Source organism: Amycolatopsis pigmentata (assembly GCF_042684065.1).
In the GTDB taxonomy this organism is placed as follows: Bacteria; Actinomycetota; Actinomycetes; order Mycobacteriales; family Pseudonocardiaceae; genus Amycolatopsis_E; species Amycolatopsis_E pigmentata.
This window is the reverse complement of record NZ_JBHUKR010000023.1, coordinates 157,686-179,892: the sequence shown is the minus strand read 5'-3', so window position 1 is coordinate 179,892 and position 22,207 is coordinate 157,686. Positions and strand designations below refer to the sequence as shown.

The following is a 22,207-nucleotide window of genomic DNA, read 5'->3' as shown; positions in this document are numbered from 1 at the left end:
AACCCATTTGACGTTCATTGTGGACCCCCTTGGTGGGCAACTTGCCTGCCTTACAAGCTCATAGATGTCGGACCCCATGCCGCGGATGCTCCGATGAGTTTCGTGTCTCATTCAAGCAACCTGAGTACCAAGCTCCATGCGCGTCCTCTGCACAGAGAGCCCCGCCCATCGTCCTGTTCGGCGGTTCCGCCCGAAATTCCGAGGCCGCCCACGCACACACCGTCGTCGAACAGCGGGAACCCGCCGCCCACGGCCATCAGCCGTGGATGGTGGGCCAGTGGTGCCACGGGCGGATCGGCGACGAGGGAGTTCCAGGTGTGCATGGCGAGCCGGAACGAGGCCGCGGTCCAAGCCTTGTCGATCGCGACCTCGGCGGTGAGGAACGGGGCTCCGTCGGTGCGCTCGAAAGCCAGGAGATGGCCCCCGGCGTCGGTGATCGCCGTGGCAACCTCGAACCTGGCTGCGGCGGCCTCGTCGCGTACGGCCTCGATCAGCGCGACGGCGGCGGCGCGGCTGATCGAGGGCGCGTTGTGCGTCTTCGGCTCGTTCATTTCAGCCCGGAATTCGGGGTGGGGACGACCCTGGTGACCTTGCTCTGATCGACGAGCAGGAAGCTCTGCACCTTCGGGGCCAACTCTTCTTGCCAGCGGTCGCTTTCGTAGACGTTGGCGTACAGGGCAATCCGTTCCTGTTCGTCTTCGAACCGGCGGATCCACACGTAGCCGTCCGGGTCCTCCTCGTCCACGAACGACGCCGTGACCGACATTCCCTGCTCGACCTGGAACGGGATGACGGTGTCCTCCATGTAACGGACCCATTCGTCGCGGCGTCCGGGCCGGACCTGGTAGCGGCGGATCTCGTAAAACATCAGTGTTCTCCCATGGTTCTGTGGCAGGGCTTCAGGAAGCGACCCGCAGGACGAGCTTGCCGCGGGTGCGGTTGGACTCGCCGCGCCGGTGCGCCGCGGCGACCTGCTCGAGCGGGAACGTCTCTTCGACCTCCACCACCACCTCGCCGGAGTCGATCAGCGCGCCGATGGTGGTGAGCGCGGGTCCGTCCGGCTCGACGAGGAACGGCGTCACCCGCGCGCCCTTCGCCTCGGCCGCGGCGGCCAGTTCGGGCGACACGCCGGCCGGAATGGCGACGAGCAGCCCACCTGGGCGCAGTACGTCCAGCGAGCGCGTGCTGGTGTCGTCGTACAGGTCGCCGACCAGGTCGATCACGACGTCGATGTCGGAGGCCGCGTCCTCGAACCGGACGGCGGTGTAGTCGATCAGCTCGTCCGCCCCGAGCTTGGTGAGCCAGTCGTGGTTGCGGGCCCGTGCGGTGCCGAGCACCGAGGCGCCGAGGTGCCTGGCGAACTGGACGGCCAGGTGCCCGACGCCGCCGGCGGCGGCGTGGATCAGCACGCGCTGCCCGGACTGGACGTGCGCGGTGTCCACCAGGGCCTGCCACGCGGTGAGGGCGGCGAGCGGCACGGCGGCGGCCTGCTCGTGGCTGACGCTCGAAGGCTTGCGGGCGAACTGCCGGGCCGGTGCGGTGACGTACTCGGCGTAGGCGCCCGCTGCCCGCGGGAACCAGGGCATGCCGTAGACCTCGTCGCCTTCGCGCAAAGTCGTGACGCCGAAACCGACCTTCTCCACGGTGCCGGAGACGTCCCAGCCCAGGATGAACGGCGGCTCACCGAGCACGTGCGCCATGCCGGCTCCTGCCCGGGTCTTCCAGTCCACCGGGTTGATGCCGGCCGCGCGCACCTTCACCCGGATTTCGGTCGGCAACGGTTCGGGGCGGGGTACTTGCTGCACCGAAAGTACGTCGGGACCGCCGAGGGCCTGCTGGACGACGGCGCGCATCGATATGTCGGACACTGGTTCTCTCCCTGGATTGGTTACCCGGAAAGACCGGACGACGGTCTTTCCGGACGCCGGCAACGTATCTCCTGGGATATAGTTACTCGCAAGGGCTAGAACTTCCCGATGGGAAGCATCGAGGTGAGGGGCTTTCCATGACCACTGTGTGCCTGACCGGACAGCACTCCGACCACGACGTCTACGCCGCGCAGTGCCCGTGCCGGGCGATGCTGGACCTGCTGGCGAACAAATGGTCCGCACTGGCCATCGGCGCGCTCGAGGACGGTCCGCAGCGCTTCGGCGAGTTGCAGCGGCACCTGCAGGGAATCAGCCCGAAGGTGCTGACCCAGACTTTGCGGCGCCTGGAGGAGTTCGGCCTGGTTGATCGCACTGTCTATCCTGCGGTGCCGCTGCACGTCGAGTACTCGCTCACCGAGCTCGGGCACAGCGCGGCCGTGCCACTGCGGATGCTGCGCAGCTGGGTCGAGGACAACATCGACAGTGCCGCACGCGCCGGGGCGGCGGAGGCATCCTGCGCGAGTGAGACCGCGGCGAAGCGCTGACCAAGAGGTTGTGTCAGGTCGCTTCGACCGGCGTGAGCGGCACGACGATGCGGGGCCGGGCATAGGTGCTCTCGCTGATCTTCAGATAAGTCTGGAAGTAGGGCTTCGGCAGCACGACATCGCGATACTCGGCGAGGTCATGCCACCCTTCGGAAAGAAGGAAAACATCGGGCTCGGTCATGGATTGACCGACGTGCAGATAGATGCAGTTCGGCTCGGCCCGCGCGGCGGGAAGCACCTCTCGCAGGGCCGCCAGGAACTCCTCCCGGCGTTCGGGCTGAGCCCGTTACGTCGAGAGACGCACGGCGGGTTCGGCGAGGTCAGGGGAAAACGGAGCAAGATGAATCCTGCCACCGCGCCCCGGGACCTGCTCAGCGGTGATGATGGGTGTCGGATTCTTGGTGTTGTGCCAAAGTGAGCGCCGTGCGCAGGTGATCAACTTCTGGCGTTGGTGTTGTCGGGCTGTCGTGCCTGGTCCTCGATGGTGTCGACGATGAGGCTGGGGTGCTGGTGGGGCGGACATCGACGCGGCCAGGGCCGGTGGATGCTCTGGCCAAGATCACTGACAGTCCCACGAAATTCGCCGCAGGCGGAGTGCGAGTTGGAGGTCCAATGCCTGCTCCGGATCCGACCAGTCGACACCGAGCAGCCGTTTGACGCGGTCGAGGCGCTGGGTGATGGTGTTGGGGTGGACGTGGAGTTGTTTGGCGCTGGTGGCGAGACTTTGTCCGGTCGCGAAGTAGGTTTCGAGGGTGGAGAGCAGCGTGGTGCCGCGGCGGGCGTCGTGGTCGATGACGGGGCCGAGGGTGCGGCCGATGAACGTGGTGGCGGACGCGCTGTCGCCCAGTAGCAGGCCGGTGTAGCCGAGTTCGTCGACTGTGGCGGAGTCGCCGATTCGGCCGAGTCGGAGCAGCGCGCGCGTGCAGGCGAGTGCTTCAGTGTAGGCGGTTGGCAGTTCGGCGGCGTTGTCGACGGGGCCTGCGGCGCCGGTGGTCACCGGTGCCCCGAGTCGCATGGTGAGAGAACCGGAGACCTGTTTCGCGGTGAGCGCGGTGTTGCCGGCGGGAAGGACGACGACCGCGAATCCGTCGCGGGTGGTGCTCAGGCCGCTGCGGGCGACGGCCAGGTCGGACGTGTTGGTCGCGAGCCGTTGCCGGAGCGCGGGTTCGATGTGCGCGACGACGACGATGTGCGGGGTGTCGGGCTCGTAGCCGAGTCGTTGTGCGCGGTCGGCGAGTGATGTGTAGGTCGTCGCGGTGGGGGAGAGCAGGTCGTCCAGGAGTTCGCCGCGGACGCGCGCTTCGGCGTTGGCGACGTTGTTGTGGAACAGCCGGACCAGCGCGGCGACGACGCCGGCGCGTTCGAGGATGCGACGGTCGGCGTCGCTCGCGGTGGATGACGGCGCCCAGACGAGACTGCCGAGGTCTTCACGGCCTGCCGCGAGGGTGGTGACCCAGAAGTTCCCGGCGGGTGCGCTGCGGACGCCGCGGTCGCGGTCGCCCTGAGTCGCGGACAGCATGGCCTGCAACAGTTTTTCGGGTGTGTCGGGCGTCCAGGCCAGCGTGGTGCCTTGCTCGTCGAAGATCGCGAGCGTGCCGTCGAGCGTTTCCGTGGTGGCGTTGACGACTTCCTGGACCCCGCCGCCACGGAGGACGATTTCCATGCTGCGGTCGTGCGCGGTCACGGCGCGTTCGGTTTCGCGGGCGCGGGCGCGCAACGTGGTGTTGGCCGTCTCTTTTTCTTCCAGCAGCTTGGCTTGGTGGATGGCGATGGCGGCGAGCGTGGCGAGTGAACTCAATTGGACGATGGACTCGTGCGGGAAGGGTTCGAGCCGACGGTTGGACGCGAACAGCACGCCGATGACGCGCCCTCGGTGCACCAGCGGAACGCCAAGGATGGCGGCCTGTCCTTCGGCTCGGGCGGACTTGTCGACAACCGGGTCGTGGGCGAGGCGTTCGTCGTGGAAGTAGTCCGAGGTGGCGAACGGCGTCGCGGTCGCGGCGACTTTGCCGCCGATGCCTGCTCCGAACGGGATGCGAATGTCCTTCCAACAGGACGAGGTCGCGCCGACCATGACCCGTACGTAGGTCTCCGACCGTTCCGGATCGTTGAGGCTGAGGTAGGCCAGGTCGCAGCCGAGCAGGCGCTGGGCCCTGGTCACAATCGAGGTGAGCATCGCGTTGACGTTGCTGGGCACGTCGGCGAGTTCCATGGCGCATTCCAGCAGTGCCCGTTGCGCCGCTTCCCGCGACTGGTGCTGTTCCAGCAGGTCGCGTGCGCGGAGTGCGAGCCGGTGGTCGTCAACGATCCGGTCGTGCTCCTCGCCCGAGGCCGCACCGGCCAGCGCTGTTCGCAGCGCGTCCTCGTAGTCCGAGGCCGGGGCGCCGTCGACGAGGAGCCGCAGAAAACTGTTTGGGCCCACGGTTTCCTCGCCTCCTTTGTCGTCGAGCGTCCAAACTAGTCTGTGTTTCCAAGGCGCGCGATCGGATTTGCGTAGACGGGCCGTGGCTCTCGCCGTCGACCTTGTCTGGGCAGGCTGGCGGCCCGCCTCCGAAAATCCGAAGCCTTCGGCGCCCGCGCGCAGGTACTCACCTGATGCGGAAACACGGGCTTTTGAAACACGCGCTAGTCCGGCGGTCAGGCGGAGCTACCGCGGTCGTTGGCCAGCCGGGTGAAGAATTGCAGCAACTCGGGCCGGTCCACGGCGCTCGGGGTGATCACGGTGTCCGGGGCGGCGCCCTGTAACAACCTTTTGATGGGAACCTCGAGTTTCTTGCCCGTCTTGGTGTGCGGGATTCCCGGGACCGCGTAGATGTCGTCAGGGACGTGCCGTGGTGAGGCGCGGCGGCGGATCGTGTCGCGGAGGCGGTGTCCGAGTTCGTCGTCGAGTTCGGTTCCGTCGCGAAGCACGACGAACAAGGGCATCCAGTACCCGCCGTCGCTCATTTCGGCGCCGACGACGAGGGCTTCGGCGACCTCGGGCAGGTCCTCGACGGCGTGGTAGATGTCGGCGCTGCCCAAACGCACCCCGTTGCGGTTGAGGGTGGCGTCCGAGCGACCGTGGACCACCACGGAGTGCCAGTCGGTGATGGTGATCCAGTCACCGTGCCGCCACACGCCGGGATAGGTGGAGAAGTAGGTGTCGCGGTAGCGTTCACCCGACTCGTCGCCCCAGAACGCGACCGGCATGCTGGGCATCGGTCGAGTTACGACCAGCTCGCCGACGTCGCCGGTGATTGGCCGGCCACGCTCGTCCCAGGATTCGAGCGCGACCCCCAGGCAGCCCGCGGGCAGTTCTCCCGGCCGCACCGGCACGGTCGGCGCGCCGCCGGCGAACGCGCCGACCACGTCCGTCCCGCCGCTGATGGACACGACGGGGATGTGCTTGCCGACGTGGTCTTCCGCCCAGAGCGCGGCACTGGCCGGCAGCGGTGAGCCGGTCGAAATGATCTGCCGCAGCGAGGAGAGGTCGAAACGTCGGCCAGGCTCGGTGCCGCCTCGTTCGGTCGCGGCGAGGAAACCCGGGCTGGTGCCGAAATGCGTGATCTGGTGTGCCGATACGGTCCGCCACAGTGCCGCGGTGTCGGGGAAGGTCGGGCTCCCGTCGTAGAGCACCGCGGTGGCACCGACGAGGGGGACCGAAACGAGGATGTTCCACAGGACCCAGCTCGGCGAGGTCGCCCACAGGACCCGGCTGTCCGGGTACAGGTCCCAGTGCAACCGCAACGTCTTGTACATCTCGAGCTGGATGCCGCCATGACCGTGCACGATCCCCTTGGGGAGGCCGGTGGTTCCGGAGGAGAACAGCACCCACAACGGGTGGCCGAAGGGCACCGCGACCGGCTCCAGGTTCGCGTCACCGACGGTGACGTCGCCCCAGTCGAGATCGTCGTCGCCGACCGGCAGGCCGAGCCGGGAAACGATCACCGTGTGCTCGGGGGCCAGCGACGTGCGCAGGCTGGCGACCGCGTCACGCTGGTCGCGGGCGGTGCCGGCGAAGCGGTAACCGTCGACGGAGATCAGGACCTTCGGCGAGAGTTGCGCCAGCCGGGCCGTGGCCGCCTCGGGTGCGTAGTCGGCGCCGACCGACGCCCAGATGGCGCCGAGGCTTGCCGTGGCGTAGAACGCGACAGCCGCCTGGCCGATGTTGGGGAGGTAGCCGACGACACGGTCGCCCCGGATGACACCGAGTCGCCGCAGCGAACGGGCCAGGGTGGCGACCTGTCGCCGGAACTCGTGGTGGGTGAGCGTCTCGGTGGAGCCGTCCTCGCTGATCGTCACGACTGCCGCGCGGGTGGCGCCCGACGTCGAGAGCAGTCCGTCGGCGAAGTTGGTTTCGACTCCGGGAAACCATTCCGCGCCTGGCATCTTCTCGTTCGCGAGTACTTCGGTGTGGCCGGTGCGGAACGGGACGCCGAGGAATTCCTTGACAGCGGACCAGAAACCGGACAGGTCGGCGACCGACCATCGCCGGAGTTGCTCGTAGTCGGTGAAGTCGAGCCCCCGGGTGCGCGCCAGCCAGTCTACGAACCGGCCCAGGGTGGAATCGTGCAGCCGCAACGGTGCCGTGGCACTCACCGGTCCCGCTCCGCGCCGATGAGGACGAACGCCATCGTGGCCGGCTCGGTGCCGCGGTTGGACCACCGGTGCCGGGTACCCCGCTGTACCACGCACGAGCCCGGCGGCAGGCGCCGCTCGGCTCCCTCGTCCAGCTCCAGCCACATCTCTCCACTGAGGACGATGCCGTAGTCGAGCGTCGCGCTGGTGTGCATCCCCGGGTCGTCCTTCTCCAGCGTGGCGGCGAGCCCAGCCAGCAGGTCGGCTTCATCGGCCGAGGGCGTGGCCGCCTGCCCGGTCTGCCCGGCCGGGAGCCAGGTGACGAGCACCAGCCTGGTGCCGCCAGGACCCGGGAAGTACGGGGCGAGAACCGGGGTGGGACGCTCGTCGCTGTTGCTGGCCGTGCCGTCCGCGGTTCCCCAGGCGAGAAACAGGTCCAGGCCTGCCAGCTCCGGGGTGGACACCGGCGTCAGCGGTCGTTCGTCGACGAAGGCTGACCTACCGTCGGCGCGACCGGTCACGACAAGATTCGGACGCAACATCGTGTTCTCCTCGTCAGGGTTCGGCGAACGACCGGACACCAGTCAAAGCCATCGCGTCCGCTCGCGCGATCCTCGCCGCCACACAGATCCGGGGGTTTCCCTGTGCTCGGGCACATGGCCCACTTCCTGGGGGCGAGCACATATCCGGTCCCCAGGAAGTGGGGTACGACCCACAGATTTCCGGCGCCCGCGTTCCTACCCTCGGCGGAATCCGCCTTGCCCGGCGCGCTCGTTCACCCCACGACAAAGGAGTCGGATATGGGAAGTCCCGGCATCTCCGTGCTGCGAAGGATCTTCAGTAGCGGCAACGCGGCCACCGACGACTACGCCAACCGGAAGGTTCCTCGCCATCGGTCATGGGGGTATTGGGGCATCATGCTGCCGCTCACCGGGGGCGGAACCGCGGGCGCGTGGCTGGCCATCGGCTCGTCGCTGGCCTCGCAATACGGCATGCCGAATACCATCGTCGGGCTGGTCTACGCGGTCATCGCGCAGACTGTGCTCGGTTACGTGCTGGTGCGGGCTTCGGCGGGCACCAGGCTCAGCTCCGATCTGGCCTCGCGTGGCCTCGGGATGGGGTTCCTCGGCTCGACGGTCACCGCCGTGGTGTTCGGCACGAACTGGTTCTTCTACTGGGCGCTGGAAAGCCAGATCCTCGGATCCGGCTTGGCGGCGTTCGTGCACATCCCGGAACAGGTAGGTTGGGTCATCACCGGGCTGTTGTTCATCCCGCTCACCTTGTACGGCATGGTCTTCGTGACCCGGTTCCAGAACTGGACGATCCCGGTGTTCGTCATCTGGCTCGTATGGAACCTGGTGGTGATCTTCCAGGACCCGGTGTCGCGGGAGCGGGGCAGGGATTTCCTGACCTACACGCCGAACGGCGGCGGGCTGAGCGTCGCCGGGATCTTCGGGGTGATCGCCACGGTGAACGGCGTGGTCGCTCTTGTGCCGTTGTTGTCCATGGAGTTCGCGCGCTTCGCGCGGCCGACCGACTCTCCGCGGCGCCGGTTCTGGGGGCTGCTCGGGGTAGCAGTGTTACCTCAGAACCTCCTGACGTGGCTGATCTACCTGCCGGTGGGCGTGCTGGTCTGGCGCGCCACCGGGCAGACCAACCCGGGGACGGCGTTCGTGGCGCTCACCGGATGGGTGGGCTTCATCGGCCTGTTCGTCACCCAGATTCGGATCAACTTGCAGAACACGTATGCCTCGTCATTGGCACTGTCCACATTGTTCGCCCGATTCCTGCGGTTCACGCCCGGACGAGCGTTCTGGAGCACAGTGACCTGCGTCGTCGGCACAGCCCTGATCTTCGTGCACATGCTGGACGTGATCAACGAGGTGCTGACCTTCGAAGCGGTCATGTTGTTCGCCTGGATCGGCACGCTGTTCGGGGACTATGCGGTGGTTCGTGGCTGGCTCCGCATGGACGTGGGCGAAATTGAGCACCGCCGCGCGTACCTGCGTCGGTTCAACCCGATCGGCCTGTCCTCGTTCGCCACCGGTGCTTGCGTCGGCTTGGCGTTGACCTACGTGCCCGCCGCGACGCATTTGAGTGGCGGCGTCTGGACCGTGCTCAGCAGCCTGGCTTCGTTCCTCGGGTTCGCGGTCGCACTGGTCACACATCCGTTCTATGCGCGCCTCTACGCTCGCCGCAGCGCGACCGGTGGGCACGGACGCTATCTGGCCCGCTCGCCCGAGGAGGTACCCGCAGAGGTCCGGACCGCGGCCGGCCAGGTTTCGTGCGCCGCATGCGAGGTGGAAGTCGAGGTGGACGACGTCGCGAGGTGCCCGGTGCGGTCGTTCTCGTGGATTTGTTCGGAGTGCTGCTCGGCCGACCGGACCTGCCGCACCGCCTGCCAGTCCTCCACCGTGACCTTTCCCGCGCTCCCGTTGCGGCCCAGCGACGCAGTCGGGCCGTGAGGTTCCTCCGCGGCAGCACCGAACGAAGGAGAATTGGTGTCCCGTCCCAGCAACGTCACCGCCGTGACCGCCAGCGACGGCGTCGGAGGCTCGGACTCGTATCGACCATTGGCCCGGCCATGGCGCAGTTACGTGCGGGCTTGGTCGCCGGCGGCTGTGACCATGGCACGACTGTTCACGCCGGTGGACCGCCTGCGGGCGGCATATGGACCATTCGTCCGAAGGCTGCACCGGAGCCGAGAGGTGACGAGGCTAGTGTGAGGGCCCGGAGGATGACCTCTGGGCCCAGCACCGGCGGGTGCATACCTGGCGTTACCAGGCAACACCCTCACGGAGGGCGTGGATCCGGGAGACGGGCGAGCGGTAACGGCCGCCATCGCGCGACCGCGACCGGTTCGGGCGGCGTGAGCCTCTCCTCGGACGGCAACATTTGCGCCGCGAAGTTCGATAACTCGTGGACGGGGCAGAATGAGGGTGGCCACTCCGGTGGGGGCATGGCCGCCGCTGCGTCCTTCGCCGGTCCGCGCCCGGGGTGGTCGCGATGTCACAGACGGCGGATTGTCTGTGCCGGGTTGCCTGCGGCGAACACTTGGTCCGGTATGTCCCTTACCACCACGCTGCCTGCGCCGATGACCGCGTTTTTCCCGATGGTCACGCCTGGGCAGACGATCACGCCGGCGCCGAGCCACGCGTTGTCGCCGACCGTGATGGGGGCGGGTCGTTCCCACCCGGCGCGGCGTCGCTCGTGGTCCTCCATGGGATGCAGTGCGGTGAGCAGTTGCGCCCGGGGGCCGATCCGGACGTCGTCGCCGATCGTGATCAGGGCGTCGTCCATGAAGAGTGCGTCGTTGTTGACGAAGCTGTTGGCGCCGATGGTGATCTGGGTGCCGTAGCTGCAGTGAAATCGCGGCAGGACGGAGGCGCCGGGGCCGAACTTGGCGAGTAGTTCTTCCAGGATGCGTCGGCGCTCGGTGTCGTCGTCCGCTCCGGTGGCGTTGAACCTGTCGAGGATGCGCCAGCAGTGCCGTCGTTCCGCGGCCAGGTCGGGTTCGTCCAGGTACCAGTCACCGCGCAGCATCCGGTCTTTCTGCTCGCCCATGTTGTGTCCTTTCTGGACGGTCGATGCCAACCGGTCGGCCGGCTGTTCCCGCAAGATCCCGTTCGCTCCTTGGAGCATCTTTCCCGGCCACCCTGAGAGCCTCCTTGTCGCCCCGGCGGTGTTCCAGTCTTGTCGACGACCGGGAGTCGGTTATGACGCGAAGGCAGGCTGCTCGGTTGTCGATAGCCCACGTGATGTTGATCGGTGCGAAGAACTCGGGATTGAGCGCCGATAGGAGTTGGGGAAAGGACGCTGGAAGACCGACCACTCGCCGGCGGTGGCCACCACACCGCCCACGTAGTGCCGGAAGATCTCCCGGCACCTTCCAACTTCAGTGACGCGCAAGAAGGTCAGGACCGATCTGGTAGGTGGCCTTGTTCGCATACGAGTCAACTCGACAGCTGACATTATCCGATTTTGACAAAAGTAGGGCCGTCCCGCCCTGTTCTTGTCGGTAACACGAAATTCCCCGCCTGACCGGGTCGCGGGGCAGGCGTTCGTAATACCGTACGCTGCGGGTCACTTTGGCAGGCACCGAACCGGATGTGACGGGTTCCCGACCGTCCTGCCTGCCGCACCGGCGATGTGGCAGGCGGCTCGGTGCGGATATGGCGAGGGCAAGCGTGCGCCGTATCGGCTGGGCTGGACGAAGTGTGATGGAAGAACGGAGTATCGATGACTTCTGCAAGGTCATCCACGGACCGCGGCTGGCAGCGCCCGGTCTCCCCGATCGAGTGGATCTATCAGGCCAATCCGGCCGAGACGTCGATGACACCGCAGATCTTCGTCGAGGGAACGGGAACGCTCGACGCGGGCGAACTGGCCGCCGCGGTCGGTGCCGCTGCCCAGGTGTGTCCCGGTGCCCGGTTGACCCGCAAGGGCCGGGTGTGGGTGGACAGTGGCCGGCCGCCTGAGGTGCGGGTCATCGACGGCGCGGGGCTGGACCGCGTAAATTATGCTCATCCTGGTCTGGACCGGCCGCTTCGCGGCGATCGCGGTGGCCCTTTGAGTGAGGTCGTTCTGCTTACCGGCGAGGCTCCGGTTCTCGTCTTCCGCTCGCACCACAGCATCATGGACGGGCGAGGCCTGCAGTTGTGGATCGGCGAGGTTTTCCGTGCGCTCCGTGGCGAACCACTCATCGGAGCTTCGTCCCCGCTGACCGAGACCAGACTCATCCGGCAGGTGGGCGTGCCGGACGGTGTCAGGCCGCGGCTGCTCAAAGGCGACGCGGCCTTTCGTGCCCGCGGCCCCTTCCGGAGCCGCGGGGGAATCATGCGCCGCCTTACGGTTGCCGGTGTCCACCCGGCTGTCCTGGCGAGGGTAGCGGCCACCGCGAACAAGGTTTGTGGCCTTGCCGCGGGCACGTTCTTCTTCCCGGTGGATCTGCGCCGGCATCTGCCGGACATCCGGGCTACGGGCAACCTCACCACAGGCATCGGGGTGAGGTTGAATCCCGATTCGACCTGGCAGCAAATCTACGCGGAGGTCCTGGATGCGCTGGCCAAGGACACCGACCTCGCCTCCTTCCCCAATCTGGACGCGATAGAGAGCATTGTCCGGGTCCCGCAGGCGTTTATGCGCGTCACGGTCAAGCTGCTGGACACGATCCTGTCCTATACACCACGCAACGCCTGGTCGTTCGCTCTCACTCACCTCGGGCGGCTGGACCTGGCTGACTACGCCACCAACACTTTCGTACCCTCCACCGTGTTCGGTGTGCCACGCCGCGGGTACTTCTTCCCGCCCTCTTTCACCGTCGTGGAACTTCCCGGGCACACAGAGATCACCTTCACCAGCGACGGAGGTCCCCAAAGCGCCGAACGAGCAGAGGAACTGCTGGAGGCCATCGCCTCCGACCTTGGCGACAGCACCGCGCATACGGATAACCGGGTCCTACCGGAGGTGGTCTCGCTCTCACGCGAGAAGTCGGCGCGTGCCGCTCCGGGCGCGCCTCCGCCGGCTGCGGCATCTGCGCTGGAGTTGGTTCGGCAGCACGCCGCTCGCCGGCCACGATCCGTTGCCCTCATCGAGCCTGGGGGCAGGTCCATCGACTACGGCCGACTGGTGGGTGTCCTTTCCTCCCTCGCTACCGCGCTGCGCGACGCTGGGGTCGGTCAGGGAGATCGTGTCGCGACGATTTTGCCCGACGGCCTCGATGCCGGTGTGTTGTTTCTCGCGGTGGCCACCGTGGCCGTTTCGGCGCCCCTCAACCCGGCTTATTCCGAAAGCGAACTCGACAACGCCTTCGCCCTGCTCGAACCCGCTCTTCTCGTGGTACGGCCCGGATTGTCGACGACGGCGCGCGAGGTGGCCAAACGGCACGGCATTCCGGTCGCCGAACTCGAACGGGACGACGACAGTTTCCGGATAACCCTGGACGAGCCGGCCCGGCGGCGCGGCCCCAGTGGCCCGCACCACGGGGAGAGCCTGGTGCTTCAGACATCCGGCACCACCGGGCAGGGCAAACTCGTACCGCTGACCTGGCCGACCATGCTTGCCGCAGCGGAAGCTTCGGCGAAGGCCTATGGACTGACATCGGCCGATCGCCGGTTGAACATCATGCCGCTGTTTCACGTGCAGGGTCTGGTGGGCTCGCTGCTGGCGGCGCTGTGCTGTGGTTCCAGCGTGGTCTGCGCCGACACTTTCCTGCCCGGCGACATCCTGAACTGGCTGACAAAACACGACGTTACCTGGTTCTCCGCCAGCCCGGCGATGCATCAGCGCATTCTCGAACACGCGCCGGAGGACTGGCTGCCACCGCGTGCGCTACGGTTCGTCAGATCCGGATCGGCCGCGCTTTCGCCTGTGCTGAGGACGGCGCTCGAGCGGTTTTACCGAATTCCGATCGTGGAGTCCTATGGGATGACCGAGGCGCATCAGATCGCCTCGACTCCCGTGCGACTCGGAGTGACTGCCATGGTGCCCACCGGATCGACGATCGGTCTCCTCGCCGACGGCGTCGTCTCCACACGCGCGGGCGTCCGCGGAGAGATCGTCGTCAGCGGCGCGAACGTCATCAGCCGTTACCTCGTGCCGGAGGAAGCCAACGCGACGGCGTTCGTCGATGGGTGGTTCCGCACCGGTGACGAAGGAGAGCTGACCGAGAGTGGAGAGTTGCGCATCACGGGACGAATCAAGGACCTCATCATCCGTGGTGGCGAGAAAGTCGCGCCCGTCGAGGTGGAGAACGCGCTGAAGAGGCATCCCGCTGTGCGGCAGGTGGCTGTTTGCGGTGTCCCCGGCCCCGGGTTCACCGAGCAGGTTGCCGCTGTCGTGGTGCTCGAAGAAGACGCCGCGGCCACTCCCGGTGAGCTGCGCGCCTTTGCCCGGAGCGCGCTCGCACCGTACAAGGTACCGACCCTGTTCGACTACCGCGAGGAGCTCCCGGTCAGCAGCGGCGGGAAAGTCTCTCGTGCCTCCCTTGCCCGGGAACTGAAGCTCAAACTTCCAGCGATCGGTCACGAAGCCGGCCGGCCGGCGTCCAGAGATCCCGAGGACGTCGTCCGTACGCCGCTCGAGGCGAATCTGGCCGGGCTCTGGGCCCAGGTGCTCGGCGTCGAATCGGTTGGCATCCACGACGATTTCTTCACCCTCGGCGGCCAGTCCATCGAAGGCATCGCGCTGGTGGCCGCCGTCAATCAGACCTTGCACACGTCGGTCGAGCCGCTGACCCTGTTCGACGAGGGAAACACGGTGAGGAAGATGGCGCGGCTGATCGAGAGCCGCCGCCTGCTTCCGTCTTCGGAAACAACCGGGGAAGCCAGCCGGTAGCGCCGATGTCGATGCCTGGACCTGCCGCAGGTCCAGCGTTGGCCCGATCGGCACCGATGACCTCGTCGCCGAGCCGTCGTGTGTGCCGTGGCGTTGATCTTGTCCGGAGTGACTTCTACCGCAGACGGTGAAGACGGGCGCGTTCTTTGCCGATGACGCACAAATCGTCGATCTCCCGTTCAGGTTCGTGTTGTCCTCTAGGCGATGTTTCAGAGGCCGAAGGCTGGTGTCCGAACTTGCCACGGGGATACGTTGCCGGATCACGCTGAGCCGACGGCCGTCATCGGATTGTCGTGCCGGCTGCCGAGGGCGGAGAGCCCGGCCGCGTTCTGGGAACTCCTGTGCGGCGGTGAAAACGCGGTGAGGCCGGTGCCGGCGTCGCGGTGGGGCCGGGATGACCACGCTGAATCCGAAGTGCCGGATTCGCGTGGATCCGGCGTGCACCGGGCCGGTGTCGTCGAGGATGTCGCCCTGTTCGATCCCGCGTTTTTCGGTATCTCGCCTCGCGAGGCCATCAGTATGGATCCCCAGCAACGGCTGGCGCTGGAGTTGGGTTGGGAGGCGCTGGAGGATGCCGGGATCGTCCCCGCGGATCTGCGGGGACAAGCGGTCGGCGTGTTCGTCGGTGCGATGCGAAGCGACTATGCGATTCTCAGCCTGGCATCGGATCCTTCTCGGATCGGACATCACACGGCAACCGGTGTCCAGCTCGGCATGATCGCGAACCGTTTGTCCTCCTTCCTGCATACGCGCGGGCCGAGTCTGACCGTCGACACAGGGCAGTCCTCGTCGTTGGTCGCCGTGCACATGGCCTGCGAAAGCCTCCGCAGGAACGAATCGTCATCAGCGCTCGTCGGCGGAGTGCATCTCAACTTGTCCATGGCGAGCGCGGTGGCCGCCGAGGAGATGGGCGCGCTCTCACCGGATGGCACGTGTTACACCTTCGATGCGCGGGCCAACGGGTTTGTGCGGGGTGAGGGTGGCGCGTTCGTGGTTTTGAAGCCGCTGTCGCGGGCTGTGGCCGACGGCGACCGTGTGTACTGCGTCATCCGTGGTAGCGCCACGAACAACGATGGTGGCGAAGAAGGTCTCGGGATTCCCGGCCGGGCTGGACAGGAGGCGGTGCTGCGAGCGGCTTGTGAACAGGCTGGGGTGAATCCGGGCGAGGTGGGGTACGTCGAACTGCACGGAACGGGCACCCGGGTAGGCGATCCTGTCGAGGCGGCCGCGCTGGGTGCGGTGCACGGTGCGGGCCGGGGCCACCGGGATGCGCTGTTGGTCGGCTCGGTGAAGACGAACATCGGGCACCTCGAGGGCGCCGCGGGAATCGTCGGTTTGGTCAAAACCGCACTGGCCGTTCGGCATCGGCTCATTCCCGCGAGCCTGAACTTCGATCGACCCAACCCGGCTATCCGGTTCGACTCGTGGCATCTGCGGGTGGTGACCGAACTCAGGCAGTGGCCACGGGCCGCCACGGCTGGTGATCGTGGTGACGGCCTCATCGCCGGTGTTTCTTCGTTCGGGATGGGCGGGACCAATTGCCACGTCGTTGTCTCCGATGCCCCGCCAGGGCCACCGAAGGACATCCCGGGCCGCGAACGTGAGTACGAACTGCAGCAGACCGAGACTGCCGTCCTGCCCTGGGTGGTGTCCGGCCACACGCCGGCGGCGACGCGAGCGCAGGCGTCGAAGCTGTTGGCGTACCTCGGTGAGCGCCGCGAACTGGGGGCGCGCGAGGCCGGGTATGCGCTCGCGGCCTCGCGGTCCGCGTTCGGCCATCGAGCTGTCGTAATCGGCGGCGATCGAGAAGATCTCATTGGCGGTCTTTCCGCGATAGCGCAAGGGAAGGCCCATCATGGTGTGGTATCGGGTCGCGCCCTGATACCACGGGACGGAAAAGTAGCCTTCGTCTTTCCCGGCCAGGGATCGCAGTGGGCGGGCATGGCGTTGGAACTGTGGGCGTCGTCCCCGGTGTTCGCTCACTGGATGGAGGCGTGCGCGGAAGCGTTGTCGGAGTGGATCGACCAGCCTCTGGCGGAGGCGGTCGCCGACGCGCGATCCTTGGAGAGCTCGGAAATCGTGCAGCCTGTCCTGTGGGCGGTGATGGTGAGCCTTGCCGAAATGTGGAAGGCCGCCGGGATACGGCCGGATGCGGTGGTGGGGCATTCCCAAGGCGAGATCGCGGCTGCCTGTGTGGCGAGGTCGTTGTCATTGCGCGACGGGGCTCGCATCGTGGCGTTGCGGGCCCGGGTGCTGACCGCCCTGAGCGGCCGAGGTGCCATGGCCGTGCTCCCGATGAGTAAGCATGAAGCCACGTCATGGGCGGGTGGGTCGAGCGGGATCACCGTCGCGGCGATGAATTCACCTGCCACCACGGTGGTGGCCGGCGACACCAGCGAGATGGACGAATTACTGGCCAGGTTGGCACAGCGTGGTATATCCGCTTCCCGGGTCGCGATCGACTATGCCTCGCACACCAGGCAGGTCGAGGCCGTCCGTGCGGAAGTACTGGCGGTCTTGTCCGGAGTGGAGGCCGGCCCGGCGGAAGTACCGTTCTATTCGACGGTCACCGGGGCGGAAATGGATACCCATGGGCTGGACGGCGAGTACTGGTATGCGAACTTGCGGCAGCCCGTCCTGTTCGAGCAGGCCACCCGCGAACTCCTCGATGCGGGCTTCAACGCCTTCGTGGAGGTCAGCGCGCATCCTGTGTTGACATCCGCACTCGGTGAAACATTCGAGACTGTCGGTGCGGACGCGTGTGCCATCGGATCGCTGCGCCGGCAACACGGTGGGATCAAGCGGTTCCTGCATGCTGTCGCCGAGTTACATGTGCATGGCATGAGTCCCGATTGGACGGCCATTTTTCCCCGCATGCCACACCGGGGTGATTCGCATTGGGTGGATCTGCCGACCTATGCGTTCCAACGGCGGCACTATTGGCTGGACCGAGTCGGGGCGGACACGAAGGTGGCTGCCGTGCCTTCGGGGGTTCTTCCGCGCGTTGCCGACCAGACGGACGTGGAGGCTGTGACGGGCAGTGCGCTACGAGATCGGCTGGTCGGACTGGACAGTGCTCGACAGAACGATTTACTGACCGGCCTCGTCAGTGCCGAAACAGCAGCGGTATTGGGGCTGGACGGCGATGGCCCATTGGACGTCACGGTGCCGTTCAAGGAACTGGGCTTTGACTCCGTGATGATGGTGGAGTTGAGAGGGCGGGTCAATGCGGTGACGGGACTGCGACTCCCGCCCACCTCGATCTTCGATCATCCGAGCGTGAAGGCCCTGGTAGCTCATCTTCACCGCGAGTTGACGCCCGATGACGAGGGTGATCGCCGACCGGTGGGTTCGGATACCACGCTTTCCGTGGAGGACGATCCGGTGGTGATCGTCGGAATGGCATGCCGGTTTCCTGGGGGAGTCGATTCACCTGAAGGTCTTTGGCGGCTGGTGGCCTCGGGTGGTGAAGGGATCGGTGGGTTTCCCACCGACCGCGGCTGGGATATGGACGGCGTGCGTGATCTTCACGGGGATGGCGGACCCGTCGGCGCCACGCCACGGGGTGGATTCCTGCACGACGTGGCCGACTTCGACGCGGCGTTCTTCGGGATTTCGCCGAACGAAGCACTGGCGATGGATCCGCAGCAGCGTCTCCTGCTGGAGACCTCATGGGAGGCGCTGGAGAGGTCCGGCATCGACCCGCTGTCCTTACCGGGGACAAGGACGGGTGTCTTTGTCGGCGCCATGGATTCGAACTACCGTAACCTCACGGACCGTCTGGGAAGCAGCACGGCTGGATATGCCCTGACCGGAGCCGCACCCAGCGTCCTTTCCGGACGTCTGTCCTATTCTCTGGGCGTCCAAGGCCCGGCCTTGACCGTGGATACCGCATGTTCGTCCTCCCTGGTGGCGCTGCATCTGGCTGCCCGTAGCCTCCGGGCCGGTGAGTGCTCGATCGCGCTGGCCGCCGGTGTGACCGTGATGGCGACCCCCACCATTTACACGGATTTCGCGCGGTTGGGCGGCCTTTCGCGGGACGGCCGGTGCAAGGCGTTTTCGGACACGGCCGATGGTACGAGTTGGTCCGAAGGTGTCGGCGTTCTGGTTGTCGAGCGGATGTCCGTGGCACGACGCCAGGGCCGGCGGATCTGGGCGGTACTGCGCGCCAGCGCGATGAACTCCGACGGCGCATCGAATGGTTTGACCGCGCCCAACGGAATGTCACAGCAGAGGTTGATCCGTGATGCCCTCGGCCAGGCACGCCTGACTGCCTCGGACGTGGATGTCGTGGAGGCGCACGGCACGGGCACAGCGCTCGGTGATCCTATCGAAGCGCAGGCGCTGTTGGCCACGTATGGGCAGGGACGTGCGCCGGGACGTCCGCTGTGGCTCGGCACGGTGAAGTCGAATCTCGGCCATACGCAGGCCGCGGCGGGGATCGCCGGAGTCATCAAGATGGTGATGGCGATGCGTTATGAACGTATGCCACGCACCCTGCACGTGGACAGGCCCTCGACCAAGATCGATTGGACGACGGGTGATGTCCGGTTGCTCACCGAGTCCCGGGCGTGGCCCGGGGATCGTCCTCGCCGGGCGGCGGTTTCTTCGTTCGGTATCAGCGGCACGAACGCACATGTCATCATCGAGCAGGCGCCCGTCGCGCAGGTTCGGGCGGACACCGCGAACACCCGCGACCGGGCAGGCGGACCGCTGCCATGGGTGGTGTCGGGCAGGAACCCGGGCGGGTTGCGTGTGCAGGCTGCCCGGCTGCTGACCCACTTGCGAGAGAATGAAGCGGCCGGTCAAGCCGATGTCGGGTTGTCGTTGATCACTACAAGGGCGATGTTCGACCATCGGGCGGTGGTCGTCGGTGAAGGGCGGGCCGAGTTGCTGGCCGGACTCACGGCTCTGGCACGCGGTGAGACCGTCGATTCCCTGATATCGGACCTTGCGGTGACCGAGGGGAAAACTGTCTTCGTCTTTCCCGGCCAGGGTTCGCAATGGGTCGGTATGGCCAGTCAGCTGATGGCCCGGTCTCCGGCGTTCGCCAAGTCGATGAGCGAGTGCGAAGACGCGCTCGCGTCATTTGTGGACTGGTCGCTGATCGATGTCGTGACGAATGGCGGCGAGGCGGTTCTGTCGCGTGTGGACGTCGTACAGCCGGCTTTGTGGGCCGTCATGGTGTCTCTCGCCGCGGTATGGAGTTCGTTCGGTGTCACTCCGGCGGCGGTCCTGGGACATAGTCAAGGCGAGATCGCGGCGGCCTGTGTGGCCGGTGCCCTGTCGTTGGAAGACGGTGCGCGCGTCGTCGCGTTGCGGAGCCAGGCGCTGAAGGCGCTGGCCGGCCGGGGAGGAATGCTGTCCGTCTCGCTCCCGGCCGAGATCGTCCAGGAGAGACTGGAGCGGTATGGGGGCGACCTGTCCATCGCTGTGATCAACAGTCCGCGTTCGGTAGTGGTTTCCGGTGAAAACAAGGCCCTGAGCGGTCTCTGCACCGAACTGACCGCCGAAGAAGTCCATGCCCGCCGGATCGAGGTGGACTACGCGTCGCATTCCGGAGAGGTAGACGAAATCGAAGAGCGGCTGTTGGCGGAGTTGGCGCCGCTGAGGCCTGGGCGGCCGCGCATTCCGTGGTACTCCACGGTCGACGGCACCTGGATCGACATGCCTGTCGCGGACGCCCGGTACTGGTTTCGAAACCTGCGGCAGACCGTTCGGTTCGCCGAGGCGGTCGGGCACCTTTCGGCCGAAGGTTACCGGCGATTCGTCGAAGTCAGCCCGCATCCGGTCCTCGTACCGGCGATGGAACAAACACTGGACCCAACGGCGAGGGCAGGCGATATCGAGGTCACGGTGGGAGGGACGCTCGCCCGGGGACACGGCGGTCTTGATCAGGTGCTGAGGTCGGTTGCCGCGTTCTTCGTCAGCGGAGGGAAAGTCGATTGGACCCCTGCCTTCGAGAATTCCGGGGCCGAAATCACGGACCTGCCGACGTATCCGTTCGAACGACGGCGTTTCTGGCCGGTGGATGCCGTGCCGGCGGGGCAGGACGGCATCTTCCAGCTTGGCTGGGTGGAATCGGACCTTCCCCGGAGGGACGGCACCTGGCCGCGGCTGGTCCTGTTGATCGACGATAGCGACGGCGGTACGGCCGTTGCCGATTCCGCCATCGATGGCACCTTCCAGCGGTTCGCGAACCTCGACGCACTGGCCCGGGCATGGGACTCCCTGACGACGCCTCCCGACGCGGTGGTCACGACCGTTTCGGCTCAGGCGGGCGTGGGGACGACCGATGAAGTACACAGGGCCACCGCACACGTGCTGGCGCAATTGCAGACTTGGCTGGCTGACGACCGTTGGGCGGACACGAAACTCGTAGTGGCGACCAGTGGCGCAGTGACCGGTGAGGAAGAAGGCGCGGTCACCGACCTGGTGGGTGCGGCCGTGTGGGGTCTGGTTCGGTCAGCACAGAGTGAACATCCCGACCGGTTCGTGCTCGCCGACTTCGGGCCCCGGCCCGGCTTGAACACTGATGTGCCGGTGGACTTCGCGGCGTTGGCCCTCGGCCTGGCCCTCGACGACGAACCTGCCTTCGCTGTTCGTGACGGCAGGCTGCGGATACCTCGTATCGCGACACCGCGCTGGGGCGGTGTTTCTACACGTGGCGAACAAGTGACGGCGTGGGACCCCGACGGGACAGTGCTGATCACCGGTGGAGTCGGTGGCGTCGGCTCCATCCTGGCCCGCCACCTGGTCCGGCACGGCCGGGCCCGTCACCTCCTGTTGACCAGCCGGTCCGGCGAACGTGCGGCAGGTGCTTCGGAACTGGTGGCCGAGCTCACCGAGCTGGGTGCGGACGTGCGGGTGGAGGCCTGCGATGTCGGCGACCGCGCGGCGGTGGCTCGTCTTATTGCCGGGATAGGACCTCAGCATCCGCTGACGGCCGTGATTCACCTGGCTGCTGTGTTCGCCGACGCCATGATCACGTCGATTGACACCGAGAAGCTCGACGCCGCGCTGAGGCCCAAGGTCGACGGCGGGTGGCACCTGCACGATCTCACTCGGGAACTCGACTTGTCGGCCTTCTTGTTGTTCTCGTCGGTGGCCGACACCTTCGGCTTTGCCAGGCTGGGCCACTACGCGGCAGGAAACGCCTATCTCGATGCGCTGGCCTCGTATCGCCGCGGGATCGGTTTGCCCGCGGTAGCCATGGCGTGGGGGCCGTGGACGAACCAAATCGGTATGCGACGCGGTCTGCCCGACAGCGAGAACCAACGCACGGTTCGTTCCGGGACACCGCCGTTGAGTGTCGAGCAAGGACTCTCGCTCTTCGACGCCGCCGTGACCCTGAACCGCCCGGAAGTCCTGCTCACGCGTCTAGACATGGCCGCGTGGCGCGACACTCCCGGTATGCCGTCTGTGCTTCGCTCCCTCGCGGGGATGCCCACCCGGTCCGGCAGTGGCCGCGATTCCGCGGCATCCGCGACGGGCTTCGCGGAGCGATTGGCTCCACTCGACCCGAAACAGAGGTCACTTCTGCTGCTGGATCTGGTGAGCGACCAGACCACGGCCATACTCGGCCGCGGCGAGCCGGTCCGGCCTGACCGAACGTTCCGGAGTCTGGGCCTGGATTCCCTGGGCGTCATCGAACTGCGTAACCGCCTGGCCGGCATTCTGCGCATTCGCCTACCGGTGAGCATGGTTTATGACCATCCCACACCGGAGTCAGTGAGTGCGTTCCTGCTGGACCGTCTGTCTCCTTCGGCTGCACGCGCCCCCGCTCGTGATACGGGGCAATCGGCTCCACCGCGATCGGTCTTCATGGGCTCCGAATCGTTCGCCACGGCAACGGACGACGAACTCTTCGCGTTCATCGACCGCCGTTCGCAGGACCACTGA

At 66.6% G+C, this 22,207-nt stretch carries 12 protein-coding genes and 1 pseudogene; 4 read left to right on the top strand and 9 right to left on the bottom strand.

Annotated features, from left to right (window positions below; genetic code table 11):
* Window positions 1-107: 107 nt before the first annotated feature.
* Genes ACFSXZ_RS36390 through ACFSXZ_RS36380 form a run of 3 tightly spaced genes read right to left on the bottom strand, consistent with a single transcriptional unit; the run spans window position 108 to window position 1,853 of the window.
* Entirely contained in the window at window positions 108-551 is a 444-nt protein-coding gene (locus tag ACFSXZ_RS36390) for a GlcG/HbpS family heme-binding protein (RefSeq protein WP_378270609.1), read from the bottom strand.
* Window positions 548-868, bottom strand: a complete 321-nt coding sequence (locus ACFSXZ_RS36385) for an NIPSNAP family protein (protein ID WP_378270608.1) — start codon at window positions 866-868, stop codon at window positions 548-550. The genes ACFSXZ_RS36390 and ACFSXZ_RS36385 overlap by 4 nt, the downstream gene beginning before the upstream one ends.
* Before the next feature lie 31 nt (window positions 869-899).
* On the bottom strand, window positions 900-1,853 hold the full coding sequence (locus tag ACFSXZ_RS36380; protein WP_378270744.1) for an NADP-dependent oxidoreductase: 954 nt from the start codon (window positions 1,851-1,853) through the stop codon (window positions 900-902).
* Window positions 1,854-2,005: 152 nt separating this feature from the next.
* On the opposite strand from ACFSXZ_RS36380, the gene ACFSXZ_RS36375 reads away from it, so the two are divergent.
* The gene (locus ACFSXZ_RS36375; protein WP_378270607.1) at window positions 2,006-2,413 is read left to right on the top strand and encodes a winged helix-turn-helix transcriptional regulator; all 408 of its coding nucleotides are present in this window, start codon (window positions 2,006-2,008) and stop codon (window positions 2,411-2,413) included.
* A gap of 13 nt (window positions 2,414-2,426) precedes the next feature.
* Here the strand turns inward: ACFSXZ_RS36375 and ACFSXZ_RS36370 are convergent.
* The 4 genes and pseudogenes from ACFSXZ_RS36370 to ACFSXZ_RS36355 form a co-directional block, all read right to left on the bottom strand.
* Window positions 2,427-2,687 (bottom strand): annotated as a pseudogene (locus tag ACFSXZ_RS36370) (putative quinol monooxygenase); the annotation flags it as partial.
* 285 nt (window positions 2,688-2,972) lie between these two features.
* Entirely contained in the window at window positions 2,973-4,835 is a 1,863-nt protein-coding gene (locus ACFSXZ_RS36365; protein ID WP_378270605.1) for a helix-turn-helix domain-containing protein, read from the bottom strand.
* Window positions 4,836-5,050: 215 nt separating this feature from the next.
* Window positions 5,051-6,991, bottom strand: a complete 1,941-nt coding sequence (locus tag ACFSXZ_RS36360) for an acetoacetate--CoA ligase (RefSeq protein WP_378270603.1) — start codon at window positions 6,989-6,991, stop codon at window positions 5,051-5,053.
* On the bottom strand, window positions 6,988-7,512 hold the full coding sequence (locus tag ACFSXZ_RS36355; protein ID WP_378270601.1) for a cupin domain-containing protein: 525 nt from the start codon (window positions 7,510-7,512) through the stop codon (window positions 6,988-6,990). Before ACFSXZ_RS36355 ends, ACFSXZ_RS36360 begins: the two co-directional genes overlap by 4 nt.
* 258 nt (window positions 7,513-7,770) lie before the next feature.
* Here ACFSXZ_RS36355 and ACFSXZ_RS36350 point away from each other — a divergent pair, with 258 nt between their 5' ends.
* Window positions 7,771-9,435 carry a purine-cytosine permease family protein gene (locus tag ACFSXZ_RS36350; RefSeq protein WP_378270599.1) on the top strand — a complete coding sequence of 555 codons (1,665 nt, stop codon included), beginning with the start codon at window positions 7,771-7,773 and terminating at the stop codon, window positions 9,433-9,435.
* A gap of 544 nt (window positions 9,436-9,979) precedes the next feature.
* Here ACFSXZ_RS36350 and ACFSXZ_RS36345 read toward each other — a convergent pair.
* A complete protein-coding gene (locus ACFSXZ_RS36345; RefSeq protein ID WP_378270597.1) occupies window positions 9,980-10,534 on the bottom strand; it encodes a sugar O-acetyltransferase in 555 nt (184 codons plus the stop codon).
* Window positions 10,500-10,802, bottom strand: a complete 303-nt coding sequence (locus ACFSXZ_RS36340; protein WP_378270596.1) for a hypothetical protein — start codon at window positions 10,800-10,802, stop codon at window positions 10,500-10,502. The genes ACFSXZ_RS36345 and ACFSXZ_RS36340 overlap by 35 nt, the downstream gene beginning before the upstream one ends.
* A 407-nt stretch (window positions 10,803-11,209) precedes the next feature.
* On the opposite strand from ACFSXZ_RS36340, the gene ACFSXZ_RS36335 reads away from it, so the two are divergent.
* Both ACFSXZ_RS36335 and ACFSXZ_RS36330 read left to right on the top strand, forming a co-directional pair.
* Window positions 11,210-14,305, top strand: coding sequence for a non-ribosomal peptide synthetase (locus ACFSXZ_RS36335; protein WP_378270594.1), 3,096 nt, complete (start codon window positions 11,210-11,212; stop codon window positions 14,303-14,305).
* A 204-nt stretch (window positions 14,306-14,509) separates the two neighbouring features.
* A complete protein-coding gene (locus ACFSXZ_RS36330) occupies window positions 14,510-22,207 on the top strand; it encodes a type I polyketide synthase (RefSeq protein ID WP_378270592.1) in 7,698 nt (2,565 codons plus the stop codon).

What these genes read in the sequence shown, in the direction of transcription:
- ACFSXZ_RS36335 (WP_378270594.1), top strand. Translation starts at nt 11,210, where the DNA reads ATGACTTCTGCAAGGTCATCCACGGACCGCGGCTGGCAGCGCCCGGTC.
- ACFSXZ_RS36385 (WP_378270608.1), bottom strand. Translation starts at nt 868, where the DNA reads ATGTTTTACGAGATCCGCCGCTACCAGGTCCGGCCCGGACGCCGCGAC.
- ACFSXZ_RS36375 (WP_378270607.1), top strand. Translation starts at nt 2,006, where the DNA reads ATGACCACTGTGTGCCTGACCGGACAGCACTCCGACCACGACGTCTAC.
- ACFSXZ_RS36380 (WP_378270744.1), bottom strand. Translation starts at nt 1,853, where the DNA reads ATGCGCGCCGTCGTCCAGCAGGCCCTCGGCGGTCCCGACGTACTTTCG.
- ACFSXZ_RS36355 (WP_378270601.1), bottom strand. Translation starts at nt 7,512, where the DNA reads ATGTTGCGTCCGAATCTTGTCGTGACCGGTCGCGCCGACGGTAGGTCA.
- ACFSXZ_RS36350 (WP_378270599.1), top strand. Translation starts at nt 7,771, where the DNA reads ATGGGAAGTCCCGGCATCTCCGTGCTGCGAAGGATCTTCAGTAGCGGC.
- ACFSXZ_RS36330 (WP_378270592.1), top strand. Translation starts at nt 14,510, where the DNA reads ATGTTTCAGAGGCCGAAGGCTGGTGTCCGAACTTGCCACGGGGATACG.
- ACFSXZ_RS36345 (WP_378270597.1), bottom strand. Translation starts at nt 10,534, where the DNA reads ATGGGCGAGCAGAAAGACCGGATGCTGCGCGGTGACTGGTACCTGGAC.
- ACFSXZ_RS36390 (WP_378270609.1), bottom strand. Translation starts at nt 551, where the DNA reads ATGAACGAGCCGAAGACGCACAACGCGCCCTCGATCAGCCGCGCCGCC.